Origin of the sequence: Methanosarcina sp. 1.H.A.2.2, from assembly GCF_000979975.1 — an archaeon.
In the GTDB taxonomy this organism is placed as follows: Archaea; Halobacteriota; Methanosarcinia; order Methanosarcinales; family Methanosarcinaceae; genus Methanosarcina.
Genome location: NZ_JJQL01000063.1, coordinates 1 through 19570 on the forward strand (window position 1 = coordinate 1; position 19570 = coordinate 19570).

The window sequence follows — 19570 nt, forward strand, 5'->3', positions numbered from 1 at the left end:
ATGTGTATAAGAGACAGTCTAATATTCATAATAATAATTATAATTATTATACTTTTTTTTCTTATGAAAATATCAAAACTTATTTATATCGGTACGTTCCCTAAACCAATTTACACAGTAAACGCTGTAAACCGTTTTCATGATTTTTTTCAGGAAAGGAATAAATATGATTCTCACATTTGAATATTTATCAATAAATTCTTTGATTTAAATAATATTCATCCTTATTTAAAAATAGTTCTGGACTTGCTTCTGGAAGCCTGATACTATTAATATCATGGAATCATACCATTACATTATTACATTAAAAAAGTTCGAGATTCAAGATTGCTTGTTTCCAAAGTTGGGGGTCAAAACCAATCAATTTGATTTTCTGAAATTTGCAGTTAATCACTTTGCTTATCGGGTTTTTCAATATTTGAGATTTAAAGTACAGGATTCAAAATGTAAGAACTTCTAAATTTATAACATGAATTTTTGGGATCGGCTTAAAGTATGAGATTCTCTTACGGCAGCTTTTTCAGGCTATGAACCTTGCTATGGATCAATTTACGTACCTGTTATTTGTTCCTGAGCTTATGTTTGGATAATATTCTTGTGTTTGGACAACATCTTGTATCTGAATAACATTTCCTGATCCACTTTGAGACATTCTAAGTTGCCTTTTAAAACTTGCCTTATTATTCAGGTGATTTTATTCAATACTTTTATACTGGATTAAAATAGAGAGTAACTGGAACATGTTTAACCGTGATACACCATACGAGTCTCGAGGCGGAACAACCGACAGAATCAAAAGTTCTGTTTCTACAAGCCCATCGATGGCAATTATTGCCCTGTGCGTAATTTCTTTTTTTCTGGAAATGGTTCCGGGCATGGGGTCTCTCTATATAAGCGCTTTTCAGTTTGATCCCGGTTCTATACTGGCAAGGCCATGGACGCTTGTCACATACATTTTCCTGCACAACGGATTATGGCATCTTTTTTTTAATATGCTCGTCCTGTATTTCTTCGGGACTGCACTCGAGAGAAGGGTAGGGAATAAACAACTCCTGGGGATCTTTTTCACTGCAGGAATTCTATCTGCAATAGGGTACACTTTCTTAAGCCGGCCTATTTTCAACATTTACCCTGGTCCTATGATTGGGGCTAGCGGAGCGATTTATGGGGTTTTTGCAGCCCTTACCGTACTTGAGCCAAATATAAGGGTGTATGTATATTTTATCCCTATGCGTTTAAAGCATGCCTTATTGCTGTTTGCTGCTTTTGATTTTCTAATGGTCAATTCGTCGGATATGATAGCCCACACAGCTCACCTGAGCGGACTCTTCGTAGGGCTTTACATGGGTTTTCGTATGAAGAAAATCCATGAAAAATATCTGAAATCGAGGTATACCGGCAGGTGGTGAGTCTGGAAGGAGAGATTTTTTCTCAGGACAGGTATTATTATACTAGGCCCGACCCCGGGGAAAAAGTTCCAATACAGGTTTTAAATTTCAGGCGGGTTTTTGCAGCCTGGTCTCCGAAGCTGAAAAACACTCTCTACTTTGAAAAAGCACCTGAAGAGCCTGAAGAAGAAGGTCTAAAAAGAGTAAGAGAAATTGTCCTTCTGCAGGTCTATGACTGGTTAGCGGGGAGAGAAGGGTTAATAGAGCTTACGGAGTCGGAGTTCGAGCAGTTTATGAGGATCTATGAAGTTTTCCTCCAGCAGTCAGGAGAAATCCGGTATAGCAGGCAGAAGAAGGGAAGAAAAACTGAAAATCTCTTTGAACTTCTGGAGTCCCCTTACATCATTCGGGAAGTTAAAAAAGGCCCCTTTTCCGATAAATTATAATTATATAAAATATATATCGTGTTTTATAGTTAGATCGTTTAATTTTGAGAGGTTTAATTATATCTCATACAATTATATCTCATACCTTACCTTTTCCAGGGCAGATCAGGTTTTTAGTCCAATCTCTCAGATCAGGCAAAATTAAGACCTTTAATTGTCAAAGTATGCAAATGTTTTACTACAGAAAAGCAAATATTTAGATATAACAGATTATTACCCGAACTGCCGGGTATCAAGCTTTAAACCTGATAAACCATAGTTGTAAACTCATGGCTATGAACACTAAAACTGCGGTCTTTCGAAGGTTAAAGCAAAATCTCAGTACCGATTGACATGAGAGGGCTGCTGGAATCTCTACTGCCCTCAGATCAATTCTCCCCGATGATCGGGAGCATTAAAAGTAAAAAGATGCAGGTCGAGTAAAACTGTAAGGATCACAGAGGACATTAATAATGAAGCCTGTAAAAAGCGGACTTGATTCCATTTCTAGATACCTCCGTACTAAGAAAGAAGTCGGCAGGAGGAAAATAGGACTTCTGGTGGATGGGCCGAATATCCTCAGAAAAGAGTTTGATGTAAATCTTGAGGAAATAAGGGACGTTCTGAAAGATTACGGGAATATTAAGATTGGACGTGTTTTCCTGAACCAGTACGCCTCTGACAAGCTTGTCGAGGCTATTGAAAACCATGGCCTTGAGCCCATCATCTGTTCCAGTGATGTGGATGTGCGCCTCGCAGTGGAGGGCATGGAACTGGTCTACAACCCCAACATAGATACCCTTGCAATCGTGACCCGAGATGCGGATTTCAAACCGCTCCTGAACAAAGCAAACGAGCATGGGAAAGAGACCATTATCTTTGGGGTTGAGCCCGGATTTTCCACCGCGCTCAAGAACTCTGCGGATTATGTCATTCTCATGGGCAAAAATCGCATGAGTGGTTATGATGATGAAGTCAAAGAGGGAAAACTTGAAGCCTCGGAGTTCGAAGAATATAATGAAGAAGAGTATGAAGAATCTGTGGAAAAGACCTGATTCTTCTCTTTAAGGATAGCCTTTCTCCACTCTTTAAGGATAATCGACATCTACCCCGAGGATCTGTTTTTTTCCGGCAGAAACGTCCCTTGCTATCTCGGCACAGCCGATTGCAGCGTGCCACTTCCCGAGGCTCCGGCACTCCTGGTCCAGGTGTGTGCAGATCTTTTTCTGTACGTACTCTACTTCCCCGACCGAGCCTGCCAGAAAGACTGCTCCGGTAACCCCATAGTCTTTCATGAGAAGCTGCATCGAAACGATTTCCATGGCTGCAAAAAGGGCTATCGTATCAAGGGCAAGCAGGGCAGGTTTTTCTCCTTTTTCGGCTGCATTGAGCAGTTCTTCCCTGTCTTTATATGGAGTCATCTTCAGGGTCCCTGCTTCTATAAAAGCCTGGTTTGCTGTCTGGCGCCCGTCGTCAACGTTCCTGATTGCCTGCAGGTCCAGAGGTCCGTGGTGAACTCCCGGAGCAAAAATACAGGCGTCAATTGCACCAATTACTTTTCCTGAAGCAACTGCAAGGGTCACAGTGTTAGAACTTATATCGGAAACTACAAAGTCTTCATAGCCAAGACACCGGATATGATATGCAATCCCAAGCTTTTCCGGGCTTGTGAGATGGGAAAAGACCTTCATTCTCGGATCTACTTTACTTCCCACGTGAAGGCCAGGAATTGCTATTGCCGGAATTCCGGAGTTTCTGACGGCATCAAATACTCGTGTGCCTCCTCCTGTCTTTTTTCCTGCACCTTCGGTACTCTGAAGCCCTCTCCCTTCAAGTTTCCTTACGTCCTTGATTGCAGAAAAGCCGTCTCCCATAGAGTAGGTCAGAGCGATCAGGTCGATGTCTCCAATCTTGATTCCAAACTCTTTTTCAATGGATTCCAGAATTTCGTTTTCTGACATTGCAGCCGCTTCAGCCCTTCCGAGTTCAAAGGTCAGAACCTTTTCATCCCCAATAAGTGCAAAACGCATCGCTGTTGTTCCGTGGTCAACCCCTATGAATGCCAAGTAATAACCTCTCCCTCAACGCCTCAGAGGGCATTTTTTAAGATCTCATTTAATTCGTTCATGATTCTGTCCCCTTCATCAGCGGTACCAACTGTTGTCACCAGCCTGACTTCCTGGAAACTTCTCCCTTCTGATAGCAATAGCCTCAGGTTCCCTCTGGCGTCAGTACGCAGGACTTTTCCAGCCAGTTTTCCTCCTGCAACACCTTTTACGGAAATTACTGACGGAATTACTTTTTTTATTTCGGGGTGCTGGCTTACAAGCTTTATGAGTTTTTTTCCAGCTCTCCCTCCAATAATTGTAGTATGAGATCCGCCAAGTTTATTCTTTGAAAGGTTTTGAGTATTTTCCTGCAAGCTATTTTTATTCTCTGTCATTTTAGTCAAACCGGCTGACTTTACTTTTTTGTCGGTCAAATCCCTGTTTACTGTTGTATGGATTGCCTTTTTTATTCTCAAAAAAGTCTTTTTCTGTTTGCTCTTTTTATATTTATAATGGTATCCTGCATTCAGCAGGTGTTTTATATTTTTGGAATATTTTTCCGATGCCGTTTTTTGCCATATTTTTAAACCAATCTCCAATATCTGTTATTCCATACACGATCTCTTACTGATTTCTGAACCGAGATCTCGAATATATGTACACATTGTCAAAAATTTTAAAGTAGATCTTCTAGTTTCAAAAATAGTATCCGGAAAAATGTTTTACTTTTTATATCGACCTGTCGAATATTGGATGTATATCTATTCCGAGTATTGGATGTATATCTATTGTATGTATATTTATTTACACAGGAGAGGCTCAGAAAATCTCTTATAAATACTTACGGCTACAAGTCTCTCCTGGCTGCAAAATCTTCTATATATATCAATTGCCACTCAGGCAAGAATCTGTAAAAAGAGAACTTCCAGATTGCTCCGGCACATCAATATAATGTGTCGGGCTCTGGATTATTTCCTGTTTTTTTCTTTAAAGTTGTCTTCCCGGAAAATCCGGTGCACGATCAAAATCAGATCTTTTCAAGTTCCTTCTTGCCGATTAGTTTTATATTGTTCTCTTCCAGCGTTTTTACCGCCTTTTCAATCTCGTTTACCCGGACTATAAGAAGGGCTTTCTGTTCCCTGGTGACAAAAGCATAGGCATAATCAAGGTTGATATTAGCTTCTCCGAAAACTTCCGCAATCCGGGACATGCTGCCGGGGACGTCTTCCATTTCGATTCCAAGAACGCTGGTTTCTGAAACTGTGAACCCGGCATCATGGAGTATACTGTGAGCATAGTCTGACCTGTCCACAACCATGCGAATGATCCCGAAGTCTCCGGACTCGGCAATGGTAAATGCCCTTATATTTATGCCGGCGCTTTTCAATTTATTTGCCACACTTGCAAGTCTGCCAGGTTTGTTTTCCGCAAAAAGGGAAATTTGTTTTATAATTTTGTCTTCCATTCCAGCACCCATACCTTTTATCCCGTATTCTGTTACATCTTTTATTCTTTTTTCTATCGAATTAATTAAGATTCTTTAATTTTTTTCCGTCCCTTCTTTTTCAGTTCCTTCTTTTTCAGTTCCTTCTTTTTCAGTTCCTTCTTTTTCAGTTCCTTCTTTTTCAGTTCCTTCTTTTCTCAATATTTTTCTCAGAATATAATATAAGTTTCTGTGTATATTTTAAGTTTATATATGTATTGTTTTAACAGTATAAAGACCCGTTCCGGATTTAAAAGAGGGGCTTAAAAAAGGAACCGAAATTAGGAATCCCCGGAGGGAAGCATTACTCTATAGTTTTTCCCGGGCATTCCTTTTTTCTGGAATTTTAAATTTCTTGACCTTTTAATTTTCAGATTTCAAACTTCAGATCTTTCGTTTATCGATGACTTTCTTTGATTTCCCTTCCGAACGCGGCAGAGAACCATGTTCCACAAGCTCTACCTCTACTGCAAGGTTCAGCACGCTCTTTAAAGCGCCTGCGATTTTCTTTTTGAGTGCCATCATGTCCGACATCCGGTCGCTGAAGGCAGACTCATGCATTTCGATCTGGACCTTCATTGAGTCGAGGGGTCCTATCCTGTCCACGATAATCATGAAATGGTTCCCTACTTCAGGGATATTCATCAAAACCGACTCGACCTGTCCTGGGAATACATTAATGCCGCGCACGATAATCATATCGTCTGAGCGCCCGCTGATACGTGTGATCCTTGGGTGGGTCCTGCCACATTTGCAGGGCTCCGAAAGTTTTCTGGTAAGGTCCCTTATCTTGTAGCGAATAAGGGGATTTGCTTCTTTTGCAAGGGTGGTGATTACGAGTTCCCCTGTTTCTCCATCAGGAACAGGTTCTCCTGTTTCGGGATTCAGTATCTCTACCAGGAACAGGTCTGCCCAGATATGGATGCCGCACTGTTCCTTACATTCTGTAAAGAGGGGGCCGCTGAGTTCTGAAGTTCCATAGATATCGTAGGCTTTAATCCCTGATTCATCTTCTATTCGTTTCTTGAGTTCCTCAGACCAGGGTTCAGCCCCGAAAAATCCCTTCTTTAATTTTGTATCGTTCCTGATACTGATGCCTTCTTTCCTTGCAGTTTCAATCATGTATAAAAAGTAAGAAGGAGTGCAGGCTATAGTTGTCGTACCAAGGTCTTTTATGAGTTCAAGCTGGCGTTCGGTGTTTCCCGAACTTGCAGGGAGGACGGTTGCTCCAACTTTTTCACTTCCATAGTGGGCGCCGAGTCCGCCTGTAAAAAGTCCGTACCCGTAACTTACCTGGAGGATGTCGTCTTTCCCCACCCCGACGGATGTGAACGCCCTGGCCAGGGACTCTGCCCAGTCATCAATATCCTTGCGGGTGTACCCGACTACCGTCGGTTTGCCCGTTGTGCCCGAGGAAGCGTGGAAGCGGGTGAGCTTTGAGTTCGGGACGCAAAACATTCCGGTAGGGTATGTATCTCTGAGATCCTGCTTAAAAGTAAAAGGTAACTTTCTAATATCTTCGAGAGTCCGGATGTCTTCCGGGCGAACGCCGTGTTCGTCAAACCTTTTTCTGTAAAATGGAGAATTCTCATACACGTAATGTACGAGTTTTTTCAGTTTTTCTTCCTGCAACTTTTTCAAATCATCTACAGGCATTGTCTCGATTTCAGGATCCCAGTATTCTGGCATTTTTTTCACGCTCTGTGTTCTTTATATTGAGACCTTTCATTTTCAGGTCGCGTCTCTTTCGACCTTCTCGTGCGTATATTTTTCATTTCATGCCCCTTTAAGGTCATGCTTTAACGACGATATCTCTCATTTCATAAACCCACAGCAGGAAACCCGTTAAATCTTTAGATTTAGCGGGTAGTTGACGCTGGTTTTTCATTCCGGAAGATCGAGGTACTTCCGGGCGGATACGACCTTCCGGTAGATATGATAATGTGAAGATTAAGTTGGATTCTCATATTAATAATAGTTGTTGTTATCAAATCTAAAAAAATATATTTTTCAGATTAAATTAAAAAAGGTACTTGGAAAAATATGCTGAGTTGGAAAAATATGCTGAATTGGAAAAATATGCTGAATTGGAAAAATATGCTGAATTGGAAAAATATACTGAATTGGAAAAATATACTGAATTGGGAAAATATGCTGAATTGGAAAAAATATACTTAATTGGAAACATATGCCGAAAAATAATATTTTTCAGGCATTGGGAACAATTATAGTTATTCTAACCACTTTTTATTATCTATTCATCTTCATTGACTTCAACTTCATCCTCAGAAATCTCTGTTGAGGTTGTTCCAAGGGAATTTTCAAGGATTTTCTTTGTCATTTCCCTGCATTTGTGCAGCACTTCTTCCATATTAGCGATTATATCTATTCCAGCAGCTCCTGAATGTCCGCCTCCTGTGCCATTATATTCATTACTGATATCTTCCATCAGCTGGCCAAGGTTAACCCCGACATTTACAGCATCGCGTTTTGCCCTTGCACTTACCCTGACACTTTCTCCTTTGGTAGTGCCAACAAAAGCCACATCAGCTCCGATGTTAATAAGCATGGAAGATGCCGAGCCTCCGAAAGAACTCACGTGAGAAGTAGCTATAAGCATATTTCCTACCCTCTCGAGTTCAACCCTGCTTGCTGCTTTCAGGATAGCTATGCGCATTGAGATATCCTGTGGGGTGGCAGCCATCAGGTCAAGCACTTCCCCGTATTCAACTCCGCTAGCCTCAATGATTTTCGCCACTGTTCGGAAAGTATCAACTGATGCGTGCTTGAAATGCCCGGTGTCTGTTACGATTCCTGTGAGCATACCGATTCCTACCCTTCGGTTAATCGGGGCTCCCATTGCTTTCAAAATATCATATACTATCTCTACAGTCGAGGTCGTGTTCCGGTGCAGGTAAAATTCTGCATTCTCGGTAAGGGCGGTGGTTGTATGGTGGTCAATTACGCAGTAACTGGTCAGCTCGATATCGTTTAGCTGCGCTTTTGTCGAAGTATCAACCACGACAACAAAACCATAATTTGCAGGGTCTGGCTTATCCACTACCTCTATTCCGAGCCTGTCGATCAGTACGGTAGCTACACGGTTGCAACCGTCTACGAGCCCTACCGTACCTCCCAGTGCCTCAGAAAGGGCAAAAGCACTGCTAACAGCATCCGGATCTGCATTCCGATGACACAAATATAAAATGTTTCGATAGTCAAGGAGCCGGTTGTAAAACTCCGCTTCATCAACTTGCATTGTCCACTCTGGCTACCGTTTTTTATAGGTATCAAAATTCCCGGAGTTCCGGGATTTCGGCACAATCTCCATTTCTATCTATAGCCGTTAGAGCTATAGATCTTATAACTATAGCCATTATGGCTATAGTTATGTCCTGCATTCTATTTACGCAAAAGAAAAATAAAAGGTTATTGTGCTCTGGGTCCAAGAGCCTGCTGGATCTGCTCCTGAAGCTGTTTGAAGCGGGTAGTGAGCCTTTCTTCCTGCCTGGAAATAGATTGAAGCCTGAGTGAGAGGGTTTCTTCTCTGTCTTTAAGTTTTGAAACTGACTCCTCTTTGCTTGTTTTTATTACCAGTTCTCCGACATTACGGTAGACAACCGCATCGTCAGCCAGTCGTTCTAATTCGTCAAGAGCCATTTTGGACTCTTTCTGCATAGCTTCAATCTGAGATTTCTGCATGGTCAGAGCCTGAACTTGCTGCTGGACCTGCTGAAGCTGTGCTATCTGGTTCTGGATTTGAGGAGGTAATTCTGAAGTCATATAATTTTCACCTGAGTCCTCAATAAACCTGAAATGATTTTAATGTTTCTGTCCTTACAGCTTCCGAAAATAATCCCCCCTCAGAAAGTAGCTTAAAAGCTCCTGCCAAAAACTTCAACAACAAGTTAAACTTAAATAAAGACATCCGAACAATTAAATTAATATAGAAAAGATCATGTGGAAAAGTTATGGGCCGAACATGGTCGCGGCCACGAAACATGTGTTAAACCTACGGGGACTAAAAAGCCTCAAAAGTCTTTCAGCAAAGGATAATCATAAATGGGCATTTATAATATGTTATATTAAACAGATTATTTAGCAAATCAATTGAGTGCACTTCAAACTGAATAAGCATCCACCAGAATTAAGATGTGCGCACTCAGACTAACACTCCAGATTAAACCAATATTCAGGAGATTTTCTTATATGGAAGCAAATATGGAAAAAGGCGGAAACCTTGACGAAATAAAATCTCTTCTCGAAATGTTCACAAACGCCCACGGAATTTCCGGTTTTGAAGGTGACGTCCGGAAACTGTTTAAAAAAGAGCTCGAACCCTATGTTGAAAGTATGCGGGAAGATGTCATGGGGAACCTCATTGCCGTTAAAGAGGGAAAAGGGCCTTCTGTAATGCTGGCTGCCCATATGGACGAAATAGGGTTAATGGTCAGATATATCGATGATAACGGATTCCTGCGCTTTGTCGGGATAGGGGGATGGTTTGACCAGACTCTTCTGAACCAGAGAGTCGTGGTTCATGGCAAAAAGGGTGCCATCCCTGGAGTTATAGGTTCCAAACCTCCTCATGTAATGAAAGATGAGGACCGGAAAAAACCCGTGAAACTTGAGGATATGTTTATCGACATAGGGGCAAAAGACAGAGAGGATGCCGGCAATCTGGGAATCGAGATAGGCACCGCAGCTTCAATTGACAGGGCATTCGTACCCCTGGCAAACGGGAAGGTTACCTCCAAGGCTTTTGATAATCGCGCAGGAGTTGTAATTCTCCTTGAGGTCATGAAACAGCTCCACAAACGTAAAATTGAAGCAAATGTTTATGCCGTGGGCACGGTTCAGGAAGAAGTAGGGCTCAAAGGAGCAAAAACCTGTGCTTTCGGGCTCTGTCCGAATGTTGCCCTTGCCCTTGATACAACTATCCCGGGAGATCATCCGGGTATCAGCAAGACCGATTCAGCTCTTGAATTGGGAAAAGGACCCGTAATAACTGTAGCAGACGCTTCGGGAAGGGGTCTTATAGCTCATCCCCAGATTCTCAGATGGCTCCGGGAAACCGCTGATACAAATGAGATACCCTATCAGCTGGGCGTAGGTTCTGGCGGCACCACCGATGCTACGTCAATACACCTCACAAAGGAAGGCATTCCTACAGGTACGGTTAGTATAGCCACACGCTATATTCACTCTCCAGTGGAAGTTCTGGATACGGCAGATATAGAAGCTTGCGTTTCCCTCATTGTGAAGGCAATCGAAAATGTCCAAAAATATTTCTAAATCCTCATTCTCAATTTTTTAAGGATAATTGCCGGGAGCACAGCAGGACCATTTTCCTGCAGTGCAACTTGTACGGACAGTTTTCTTAAGGGTAATCTTCAAAGGTGTTTCCGCAGGAGCAACTGCTATTGGCTGTTCCTGCAGATTTGCGAGAAACTCTCAGGATCCCATTTATCTCTCTTTTCAGTTTTCGGACTGCAAAGCTTCTGACCTGTGCTGGCCTTTACTTTTTTTATAAGTAAGGGGTATTGTTAACTGGAAACTAAAAATACTATGGTCTACCTATTGAAGAGAAGTTTCAGAGAGCCCGGGAATAAATTCGGGGAGATTCCCGGATAGAACGGGGATTCTGAGCTAAAATATCTGTAATATAATAAAATGGGTTTTGCAAAATGCGATAAAATAATATAAAATAATTCAAAATACTATAAAATAGTATTTATATTATATTCTGTCGTGCAGAACTAATCTATTGCAATAAACACCAAAACTGAGGGATTGTATTATTCGAAAATATTCGCTTTCTTGATACTACTTTGAGAGATGGTGAACAAACACCTGGCGTAGCCCTGACCAAAGAGAAGAAACTCTTAATTGCCCGGGCCCTTGATGAGATGAAAGTCTCTGTAATCGAGGCAGGCTCTGCAATTACTTCCGAAGGTGAAAGGGAATCCATCAAGGCTGTAGCGAACGCAGGGCTCAATGCCGAAATCTGCAGCTACTGCCGGATTGTAAAAATGGATGTTGACCATGCTCTTGAATGCGACGTCGATTCAATCCACCTTGTAGCTCCGGTTTCGGATCTGCATATCAGGACGAAAATCAAAAAGGACCGGGATGCAGTAAGGCAGATCGCAGCCGAGGTCACTGAGTATGCTAAAGACCACGGCCTGATTGTGGAGCTGAGTGGAGAAGATGCCTCGCGGGCAGACCCTGAGTTCTTAAAAGCCATTTATGCTGACGGAATCGACGCCGGAGCTGACAGGTTATGTTTCTGTGATACTGTAGGGCTTCTGGTGCCTGAAAAGACCACCGAGATTTTCCGGGACCTGTCTTCCTCCCTGAAAGCTCCTATAAGCATTCACTGCCACAACGACTTCGGTTTAGCAACTGCAAATACAATTGCTGCGCTGGCTGCAGGAGCAAAGCAGGCACATGTGACAATTAATGGTTTAGGGGAAAGAGCTGGAAATGCTGCTCTTGAAGAAGTTGTAATGAACCTGGAGTGGCTCTATAAATATGACACCGGCATCAAGCATGAGCAGATATACCGGACTTCGAGGCTTGTAAGCCGGCTGACCGGAATTCCCGTGTCCCCTAACAAAGCCCTTGTAGGGGGAAATGCGTTCACTCACGAAGCAGGAATTCATGTGCACGGGCTTCTGGCTGACAAAGCAACCTATGAGCCGATGAGTCCCGAATATATCGGACGGCAGCGCCAGATCGTACTTGGTAAACATGCTGGACGGAGCTCTATTACTCTTGCCTTAAAGGAAACGGGGCTTGAGGCTGATGAGGCTCAGACTGAAGAAATCTTCAACAGAGTCAAGCAGATGGGTGATCAGGGTAAACATATAACCGATGCTGACCTGCAGACCATCGCAGAAACCGTGCTTGATATTTACAAGGAACCTCTGGTAAAATTAGAAGAGTTCACCATTGTATCTGGCAACCGGGTAACTCCAACCGCTTCCATAAAGCTCAATGTAAAAGACAAAGTTATCGTACAGGCTGGAATCGGAAACGGACCTGTGGATGCTGTGATCAATGCTATCCGAGTAGCTGTAAGTTCCTGTGCTGAAGACATTATCCTTGAAGAGTACCATGTAGACTCAATTACCGGCGGAACTGACGCCCTTGTAGAGGTAAGGGTAAAACTCTCCAAGAACGGAAAGGTAATTACCGCAAGCGGAGCAAGAACGGACATTATCATGGCCTCTGTAGAAGCCGTAATGAACGGGATGAACCGCCTTATCCGGGTAGAGTAAATCATAAAAGGATGCGGAACTTCAAAGGGTTCTCAGGAGGACTTTTCTGTCCTCTCTTCTTTTTCCTGTTTGAAGAAATTTTTGAAATTGGGGATCTCTGACACTCTTAATACCCGGAGAAACCCTCAACCATATATAACATGATTGATTATGATGTATTTGCAGAATTCGCAATAAAAAAAGTGTGAGTGTGAGAGATAAGGTAGATAAAAAAGTATTTCTTATAAACACACCCTAACTGGAAAGGTGCTCACCTGAAATGTGAGTGTCCAGTTAGACCAAATCTCAAGAAATAAATAAGGAGATAAATAATGACAACCGGGTCAACAGAAAAAGTCAACGGCGCAAAGGCTCTTATAAAGTGCCTCGAAAAGGAAGGAGTTGACACTCTCTTCGGATACCCCGGAGGGCAGATCATTCCTTTCTACAACGAACTCTATGATTCAGATCTGCGCCACATACTCGTACGCCACGAACAGGCAGCGGCTCATGCTGCGGACGGGTATGCTCGTGCTACTGGAAAGACCGGGGTCTGTGTTTCTACTTCAGGCCCTGGAGCAACCAACCTGGTAACAGGTATTGCTACTGCATATATGGACTCAGTGCCAATTGTAGCCTTAACCGGCCAGGTACCAAGATCCCTTATCGGAAACGATGCTTTCCAGGAAGCAGATATTACGGGCATTACTCAGCCAATTACCAAGCACAATTATCTCGTACAGGATCCACAGGAAATCCCGAGGATTGTGAAAGAAGCCTTCCACATAGCATCCACCGGAAGGCCTGGCCCGGTATTAATTGACCTTCCAAAGGATGTACAGAATATAGAGATTGACTTACAATATCCTGACAAGGTAGAGCTTAGAGGCTATAAGCCCACTTACAAGGGTAATACTCAGCAGATAAAACGAGCCGCCGAAGAAATTGCAAACTCCTGCAGGCCTATAATCTACGCAGGAGGGGGAGTAATAAGTTCGAACGCGAGTGCAGAACTCATTGAGCTTGCCGAGACTATCATGGCTCCGGTTACTACCACTCTTATGGGTATAAGCTCTATCCCGACTGAACATCCTCTCTATGTCGGAATGCTGGGGATGCACGGGTGCAAATATGCAAACTATGCAATTCAGGAGTCCGATCTTATCATTGCCGTGGGAGCAAGGTTTGACGACCGCGTGACCGGTAAACTCGAGTCTTTTGCCCCCAACGCCAGGATTATCCATATTGATGTTGATCCTGCCGAGATTTCCAAGAATGTAAAGGTGCATGTCCCTATTGTCGGGGATGCAAAACAGGTACTTAAATCCCTGATTAAATATATCCAGCGCTGCAATTCCGCGGAATGGATTGAAAAGATAAATCAGTGGAAAAAGGAATATCCTCTTGGCTACAGTCAGGTGTCTACGGATGTAATAATGCCTCAGTTTGTTATCGAGCAGATATCCGAAGCCTGCAAGGACGCAATCATAGTTACGGAAGTTGGACAGCACCAGATGTGGGCGGCTCAGTTCTTCAAATACAGTACGCCTCGTACCTTCCTTACGTCAGGCGGGCTTGGCACAATGGGATACGGGTTCCCTGCAGCCATGGGCGCCAAGGTCGGCAGGCCGGATAAAACCGTTATCAATATCTCAGGTGACGGTTCTTTCCAGATGAACTCTCAGGAGCTCGCAACTGTGGTCCAGAACGATATCCCGGTTGTTACCGTGATCCTGAACAACGGTTATCTGGGTATGGTCAGGCAGTGGCAGGAACTCTTCTACGACAAGAGGTATTCCTACACCTTTATCAAGGGCAGTGTTGACTTCGTAAAGCTTGCTGAAGCCTACGGAGCTCTCGGGCTGCGCGCAGAAAAGCCGTCCGAAGTCAGGCCTGCAATCGAAGAGGCTATCAGGTCCGGCAGACCTGCTGTTGTCGACGTGATTGTTGAATGCGAAGCAAATGTCTACCCCATGGTGCCGGCAGGAGCTGCAATTAACGAGATCATTGACATGGAGGAACACTGATGAAACACACACTTGCAGTTCTTGTGGAAAATAAGTCCGGTGTGCTCTCCAGAGTGGCTTCGCTGTTCTCAAGGCGTGGATATAATATCGACAGCCTGGCTGTGGGAGTTACTGAAGACCCTGATATTTCGAGAATAACTATTGTGGTTCAGGGGGATGACCATGTGGTCGAACAGGTAACAAAACAGCTCAACAAGCTCATAGACGTTATCAAGGTCACGGATATCGGAGGTGACGATGCGGTTGAGCGGGAACTTGTCCTTATTAAGGTCGCAGCCGATGTGAACACAAGGGCAGAGATTATTCAGATTGCAAATATCTTCAGGGCCAGGATCGTGGATGTTGCTCCGAAGTCCATGACTGTTGAAGTTACAGGGGACGAAGGCAAGATCCAGGCAATTGAAAAACTTCTCCGCCAGTTCGGGATCAAGGAACTGGTCAGGACAGGCAAGATTGCACTGGTGCGCGGGTCAAAGAAGGTTTAAATATTAAGGGCAGGTAAAGAGAGGTAGCTGCTCAATTATTTTTTCACAGATTGGGGCAGCCGGAAGCCTTTTCTAATTCAAAAGGTCTTCTTAGAAACTTTCCGGGTTTCCGGCCTCTCTCTACATCTCAGAAGGCTGCTCAGACCCAGAGACAGTAACTTTTCGAAAATCAGTTTGTTTAATTTCAGGGAAGTATGTGTGTTCGAAATTTGAACACTTCCCCGAATAATGCAGGGAATTCTCATTACATAATTAAAGAATCAATCAGAAAAATTAATCAGAAAAATTAATCAGAAAAATTAATCCGTAAAATCAATCAGAAAAATTAATCCGTAAAATCAATCAGAAAAATTAATCCGTAAAATCAATCAGAAAAATCAATCCGAAAAATCAACCAGGAGAATTTAGTAATGGCAACGATAATTTATGATAATGAAACTACCTTTGATGCACTTAAAGATAAAACAATCGCAATAATGGGCTATGGAAGCCAGGGCCACGCACACGCAAGGAACCTCCATGAATCGGGGCTCAATGTCGTTGTGGGGCTCAGGAAAGGCAGTTCCAGCTGGGCAAAAGCTGAGTCTGATGGCCTGAAGGTTATGACTGTTGAAGACGCTGCAAAAGCTGCAGACGTTATCATGATCCTCCTTCCGGACGAAAAGCAGTCCTCTGTTTACTATTCTCAGATTGAGCCCAACCTGAAAGCCGGCAACGCCCTTGTTTTTGCTCACGGCTTCAATATCCACTACAACCAGATAGTGCCTCCAAAAGATGTGGACGTCTTCATGGTCGCCCCCAAAGGTCCCGGGCACATTGTCAGGAGAACTTACACAGAAGGCATCGGAGTACCGGGCCTGATTGCAGTCTACCAGGACGCAACCGGAAAGGCAAGGGAACTTGCTATCTCCTACGCCAAGGGTATCGGTGCAACCAGGGCAGGAGTTTACGAGACTACCTTCCGTGAAGAAACCGAAACCGACCTTTTCGGAGAACAGGTTGACCTCTGCGGAGGGATTTCCTCGCTTATCAAGACAGCTTTTGAGGTGCTTGTGGAAGCCGGGTACCAGCCTGAAATGGCATATTTCGAAACCTGCCATGAAGTCAAACTCATTGTGGACCTTATCTACGAAGGCGGGCTTGAGAGAATGTGGCACTCTGTCTCCAACACCGCAGAATACGGCGGCATGACCGTTGGCCCGAGGGTCATCAACGAAGAATCCCGCGAAGCCATGTACGTAGCCCTTGAAAGGATCCAGAACGGGGAATTTGCAAAAGAATTCATCCTCGAAGGCATGGTCAACCACCCTGTGCTCAAAGCCATGGAAAACCAGGAAAAGGAACACCCGCTTGAGGTTGTCGGCAAGGAAATCAGGGCAAATATCCCCTGGCTCAACAAGAAAATTGATGACGACTGAGCCTTAAGTTTCTTTTTTCATTTTTAGGCCCGGCCATTTAGGTGGTCTGGCCGACTTCTTTTTTTCCGGACTTTTTTTTCGATTATTGTGTCTTTCTATCTTTTTTCGGTTTCATGAGGGTGATTCCTTACTGTTTGCCGGTAACGTTTAATAACTTGATTTTAATCTTTTAACAGAAAGTTCATAAATTTGAAATTGAAACTTCAATCCGGAGAGTAAATATGCCAGTAACAGGAGAAAGCAAAGTCATTGACACGATCCTCAACAGACGGAGTGTCCGGGAGTTTACAGACAGGCCCATCAGCAAGGAAGAAATCAACACAATCCTGAATGCAGGTCGTTGGGCTCCTTCCGGATTGAATAACCAGCCCTGGCGCTTTATAGTTGTCAGGAACCCTGAAACCATCCATAAGCTCTCGGAATGCACTCATTATTCCAGTATTATTGCAGGAGCTCCCCTGCTTATTGCCGCTTTCCTGGATACCGAACATTCGTACAACAGGACTAAAGATATCCAGGCAATAGGGGCTTCTATCCAGAACATGCTCCTTGCCTGCTGTGAACTTGGCCTGGGCGCGGTCTGGCTCGGGGAGATCTTAAACCAGAGCGAGAAGGTCAATTCAATTATCGAGTGTTCCTCTAAACTCGAACTCATGGCCGTGCTGGCTATCGGGGAACCGGTCTCAAAAGAGAGGACTTCAACACGCAAGGCCCTTTCTGAAATCGTGTTTGAAGAAAAGTACGGGCAAAAATGGGCAGAATAAGATCCTGAATTCAAAGATCCTGAATTCAATACCGAATTCGGGAGTTTTAAGTTAACCTGCCGGAAGTTTATTCTGATAAACTTTCTTTAAGAAAATATTTATAATTTGATTGAGGATTAAATTTATAAGCTATTTGGCACTATAGCCAGTTAACTGATCATCGCTTTATATGTCAGTTAACCGAGCATAACTTTTTCACAATGAAGGTCTGTGGTGTAGCGGATATCATTGGAGCCTCCGGAGCTTCGTACCTGGGTTCGATTCCCAGCAGACCTGTTAATTAATTTTCTTGCTGAACTTCCAAACATTTAGACTGGAATTTTTTTGAAAAACATCCGGGTTTTAATTCCTATCTTACTTTTTGTGTTCTCTACTTAATAATTTTGATTTCATTTAGGGTTAATATTCTGGAAGCTTTTCAGGATATATTATCATCTACGGGCAAAAAATATAATACAAGAATTGAAGTATACATATAACAAAAAGAGAACTCTGGAAGGTTTACAGCATGGCTCATGGATTTAATCGTCGTTTTCTGCGTGTGGGGAGAAGGAAACTGTCCTTAATTCAGTTACTCTTCATAGCAATAATACTGTATTTCCTGCTCAAAGCTCTGCTTCCACTTGTGTGGACGCTCTTTTTAATTGTAGCTTTGATTGTCCTTTTGAAGATAGTTGTGGAAAGCCTTTGATTTCAAGCCAATCTAGAGTTTTTAACGGTGAATTTACAAATTTGGTAAAAAAGGAATGTTCTGATGTAAGCTACTTTTTATGTTGAAAAAAATATGGGAAGAAAGAGATACTGAATATATTTTTCAGCTCTCTGTTTTTTCCTCTTTTGACCTTAATTTCTTTTCAAAAACTCATCAATTGCCTTTGCAGCTTTCTTCCCCGCACCCATTGCACTGATTACGGTTGCTGCGCCTGTTACTATATCTCCGCCGGCAAAGACTCCGCATTTGGAGGTTGCACCGGTTTCCTCGTCAGCAACGACAGTTCCCCGCCTGTTCTGTTCAAGGCCTTCCGAGCCTTTGAAAATGATCGGGTTGGGGGAGGTGCCTATGGCAATAACTACAACATCCGCAGGCACAAGGAACTCCGAGCCGTCAACAGGGACAGGGCTTCTTCTACCTGACTTGTCAGGTTCGCCAAGTTCCATTTTTATGCATTCGACGCCTGTTACATTGAACTTCTCGTCGCCGAGGATGCGGACAGGGTTTGTCAGGAGCCTGAAGGTTATGCCTTCTTCTTTAGCGTGCTCGACTTCTTCCCGGCGGGCGGGCATCTCGTCTTCTCCGCGGCGGTAGACTATGCTTACCTCTTCTGCGCCCAGACGGAGAGCAGAGCGAGCGGCATCCATTGCCACGTTTCCGCCTCCGACTACAACCACATTTTTCCCAAGCCTGACCATTGTGTCGTATTCGGGGTCATAGGCTTTCATGAGGTTTACGCGGGTCAGGAATTCATTTGCAGAATATACGCCGTTGAAGTTTTCGCCTTCTATTCCCATGAAGTTAGGGAGTCCGGCACCCGTACCCAGAAATACGGCATCGAAATCGTCGCAGAGTTCGTCAAGGGTCTTGATCCTGCCTATGATATAATTGGGCTTGACCTCTACACCGAGTTTTTCGATGTACTCTACTTCCTGCCGCACAATTTCTTTTGGCAGCCTGAACTCGGGGATGCCGTAACTCAGGACTCCTCCGGCTTTGTGCAGGGACTCAAAGATTGTTACTTTGTGGCCGAGCTTTGCAAGGTCTGCCGCGGCAGTAAGGCCGGCAGGGCCGGAACCCACAACTGCTACCTTCTTGCCGGTTGGGGGCATAGCTTCAGGAGCCTTCACGCCTTTTTCGTGCTCATAGTCCGCGCAGAAGCGCTCAAGCCTTCCGATTGCAACAGGCTGACCCTTCTTTCCGAGTACGCAGCGGGCTTCGCACTGAGTTTCCTGGGGACAGACGCGGCCGCAGATTGCAGGGAGAGCGTTTGTGGCTTTGATTCTCTCGATTGCCCCTTCGAAGTTTTCCTCACAGACCATTTTAATAAAGCCAGGAATGTCCACATTCACAGGGCACCCCTCAACACATTTTGGGTCCTTGCAGGTGAGGCAGCGAGAAGCTTCGGCAAGGGCATCTTCTTTCGTGTAGCCGAGAGTTACTTCATTAAAGTTCTTTCTGCGCTCTTCTGCAGGCTGCTCTGGCATTGGGGTTCTTTCTTTCTTTGCGTTTCCTGTTTTTTCTCCGTGTAGTTCTTGCATTTTTCCTCCCCTCCTTC

At 43.8% G+C, this 19570-nt stretch carries 18 protein-coding genes and 1 tRNA gene; 12 read left to right on the forward strand and 7 right to left on the reverse strand.

Going from position 1 to position 19570, the window contains the following annotated elements; all coding sequences use genetic code 11:
* Positions 1-740 precede the first annotated feature (740 nt).
* The 3 genes from EO93_RS09545 to EO93_RS09555 all read left to right on the forward strand — a co-directional run bounded on the left by EO93_RS09545 (position 741) and on the right by EO93_RS09555 (position 2868).
* Entirely contained in the window at positions 741-1409 is a 669-nt protein-coding gene (locus EO93_RS09545) for a rhomboid family intramembrane serine protease (RefSeq protein WP_048162247.1), read from the forward strand.
* Complete coding sequence (locus EO93_RS09550) at positions 1406-1834, forward strand: hypothetical protein (RefSeq protein WP_235282966.1); 429 nt, start codon at positions 1406-1408, stop codon at positions 1832-1834. Before EO93_RS09545 ends, EO93_RS09550 begins: the two co-directional genes overlap by 4 nt.
* Before the next feature lie 452 nt (positions 1835-2286).
* Positions 2287-2868: a TIGR00288 family NYN domain-containing protein gene (locus EO93_RS09555; RefSeq protein WP_048134594.1), complete on the forward strand. Its 582-nt coding sequence runs from the start codon at positions 2287-2289 to the stop codon at positions 2866-2868.
* 33 nt (positions 2869-2901) lie between these two features.
* Here the strand turns inward: EO93_RS09555 and EO93_RS09560 are convergent, their stop codons facing one another.
* From EO93_RS09560 to EO93_RS09575, 4 genes are all read right to left on the reverse strand, one after another.
* Positions 2902-3879 (reverse strand): methanogenesis marker 12 protein, encoded by a 978-nt coding sequence (locus EO93_RS09560; RefSeq protein WP_048162248.1) that lies wholly within the window; start codon positions 3877-3879, stop codon positions 2902-2904.
* 23 nt (positions 3880-3902) lie between these two features.
* The gene (locus EO93_RS09565; RefSeq protein WP_048134673.1) at positions 3903-4256 is read right to left on the reverse strand and encodes a DUF2103 domain-containing protein; all 354 of its coding nucleotides are present in this window, start codon (positions 4254-4256) and stop codon (positions 3903-3905) included.
* A gap of 632 nt (positions 4257-4888) precedes the next feature.
* On the reverse strand, positions 4889-5326 hold the full coding sequence (locus EO93_RS09570) for an ACT domain-containing protein (RefSeq protein ID WP_048134675.1): 438 nt from the start codon (positions 5324-5326) through the stop codon (positions 4889-4891).
* Positions 5327-5728: 402 nt separating this feature from the next.
* Positions 5729-7033, reverse strand: coding sequence for a phenylacetate--CoA ligase family protein (locus EO93_RS09575; RefSeq protein ID WP_048134598.1), 1305 nt, complete (start codon positions 7031-7033; stop codon positions 5729-5731).
* A gap of 344 nt (positions 7034-7377) precedes the next feature.
* Here EO93_RS09575 and EO93_RS09580 point away from each other — a divergent pair, with 344 nt between their 5' ends.
* Positions 7378-7575, forward strand: coding sequence for a hypothetical protein (locus EO93_RS09580; RefSeq protein ID WP_048162250.1), 198 nt, complete (start codon positions 7378-7380; stop codon positions 7573-7575).
* Between the two features lie 23 nt (positions 7576-7598).
* Here EO93_RS09580 and EO93_RS09585 read toward each other — a convergent pair whose 3' ends face one another.
* A complete protein-coding gene (locus EO93_RS09585) occupies positions 7599-8603 on the reverse strand; it encodes a bifunctional oligoribonuclease/PAP phosphatase NrnA (protein ID WP_048134600.1) in 1005 nt (334 codons plus the stop codon).
* A gap of 170 nt (positions 8604-8773) precedes the next feature.
* Positions 8774-9127: a prefoldin subunit beta gene (locus EO93_RS09590; RefSeq protein ID WP_048134602.1), complete on the reverse strand. Its 354-nt coding sequence runs from the start codon at positions 9125-9127 to the stop codon at positions 8774-8776.
* A 426-nt stretch (positions 9128-9553) separates the two neighbouring features.
* On the opposite strand from EO93_RS09590, the gene EO93_RS09595 reads away from it, so the two are divergent.
* The 8 genes from EO93_RS09595 to EO93_RS09635 all read left to right on the forward strand — a co-directional run bounded on the left by EO93_RS09595 (position 9554) and on the right by EO93_RS09635 (position 17991).
* The gene (locus EO93_RS09595; RefSeq protein ID WP_048162251.1) at positions 9554-10639 is read left to right on the forward strand and encodes a M42 family metallopeptidase; all 1086 of its coding nucleotides are present in this window, start codon (positions 9554-9556) and stop codon (positions 10637-10639) included.
* Between the two features lie 497 nt (positions 10640-11136).
* Positions 11137-12627: a (R)-citramalate synthase gene (locus EO93_RS09605; RefSeq protein WP_200895036.1), complete on the forward strand. Its 1491-nt coding sequence runs from the start codon at positions 11137-11139 to the stop codon at positions 12625-12627.
* A gap of 311 nt (positions 12628-12938) precedes the next feature.
* Complete coding sequence (locus EO93_RS09610) at positions 12939-14633, forward strand: acetolactate synthase large subunit (protein WP_048134608.1); 1695 nt, start codon at positions 12939-12941, stop codon at positions 14631-14633.
* Entirely contained in the window at positions 14633-15118 is a 486-nt protein-coding gene (gene ilvN / locus EO93_RS09615; RefSeq protein WP_048134610.1) for an acetolactate synthase small subunit, read from the forward strand. The genes EO93_RS09610 and ilvN overlap by 1 nt, the downstream gene beginning before the upstream one ends.
* A 410-nt stretch (positions 15119-15528) precedes the next feature.
* Entirely contained in the window at positions 15529-16536 is a 1008-nt protein-coding gene (gene ilvC, locus EO93_RS09620; RefSeq protein ID WP_048162256.1) for a ketol-acid reductoisomerase, read from the forward strand.
* A gap of 221 nt (positions 16537-16757) precedes the next feature.
* On the forward strand, positions 16758-17300 hold the full coding sequence (locus tag EO93_RS09625) for a nitroreductase (RefSeq protein WP_048162258.1): 543 nt from the start codon (positions 16758-16760) through the stop codon (positions 17298-17300).
* A gap of 204 nt (positions 17301-17504) precedes the next feature.
* Positions 17505-17576, forward strand: a tRNA-Arg gene (locus EO93_RS09630).
* A gap of 232 nt (positions 17577-17808) precedes the next feature.
* Positions 17809-17991, forward strand: a complete 183-nt coding sequence (locus EO93_RS09635; RefSeq protein ID WP_048162260.1) for a hypothetical protein — start codon at positions 17809-17811, stop codon at positions 17989-17991.
* A gap of 152 nt (positions 17992-18143) precedes the next feature.
* Here EO93_RS09635 and gltA read toward each other — a convergent pair whose 3' ends face one another.
* Complete coding sequence (gene gltA, locus EO93_RS09640) at positions 18144-19553, reverse strand: NADPH-dependent glutamate synthase (RefSeq protein WP_048162262.1); 1410 nt, start codon at positions 19551-19553, stop codon at positions 18144-18146.
* Positions 19554-19570: the final 17 nt, after the last annotated feature.

Bases quoted from the DNA above. Each gene is read 5' to 3' on its own strand.
- EO93_RS09545 (WP_048162247.1), top strand. From the start codon at position 741: ATGTTTAACCGTGATACACCATACGAGTCTCGAGGCGGAACAACCGAC.
- EO93_RS09555 (WP_048134594.1), top strand. From the start codon at position 2,287: ATGAAGCCTGTAAAAAGCGGACTTGATTCCATTTCTAGATACCTCCGT.
- EO93_RS09565 (WP_048134673.1), bottom strand. From the start codon at position 4,256: ATGACAGAGAATAAAAATAGCTTGCAGGAAAATACTCAAAACCTTTCA.
- EO93_RS09570 (WP_048134675.1), bottom strand. From the start codon at position 5,326: ATGGAAGACAAAATTATAAAACAAATTTCCCTTTTTGCGGAAAACAAA.
- EO93_RS09575 (WP_048134598.1), bottom strand. From the start codon at position 7,033: ATGCCAGAATACTGGGATCCTGAAATCGAGACAATGCCTGTAGATGAT.
- EO93_RS09585 (WP_048134600.1), bottom strand. From the start codon at position 8,603: ATGCAAGTTGATGAAGCGGAGTTTTACAACCGGCTCCTTGACTATCGA.
- EO93_RS09590 (WP_048134602.1), bottom strand. From the start codon at position 9,127: ATGACTTCAGAATTACCTCCTCAAATCCAGAACCAGATAGCACAGCTT.
- EO93_RS09595 (WP_048162251.1), top strand. From the start codon at position 9,554: ATGGAAGCAAATATGGAAAAAGGCGGAAACCTTGACGAAATAAAATCT.
- EO93_RS09610 (WP_048134608.1), top strand. From the start codon at position 12,939: ATGACAACCGGGTCAACAGAAAAAGTCAACGGCGCAAAGGCTCTTATA.
- ilvN (WP_048134610.1), top strand. From the start codon at position 14,633: ATGAAACACACACTTGCAGTTCTTGTGGAAAATAAGTCCGGTGTGCTC.
- ilvC (WP_048162256.1), top strand. From the start codon at position 15,529: ATGGCAACGATAATTTATGATAATGAAACTACCTTTGATGCACTTAAA.
- EO93_RS09625 (WP_048162258.1), top strand. From the start codon at position 16,758: ATGCCAGTAACAGGAGAAAGCAAAGTCATTGACACGATCCTCAACAGA.
- EO93_RS09635 (WP_048162260.1), top strand. From the start codon at position 17,809: ATGGCTCATGGATTTAATCGTCGTTTTCTGCGTGTGGGGAGAAGGAAA.
- gltA (WP_048162262.1), bottom strand. From the start codon at position 19,553: ATGCAAGAACTACACGGAGAAAAAACAGGAAACGCAAAGAAAGAAAGA.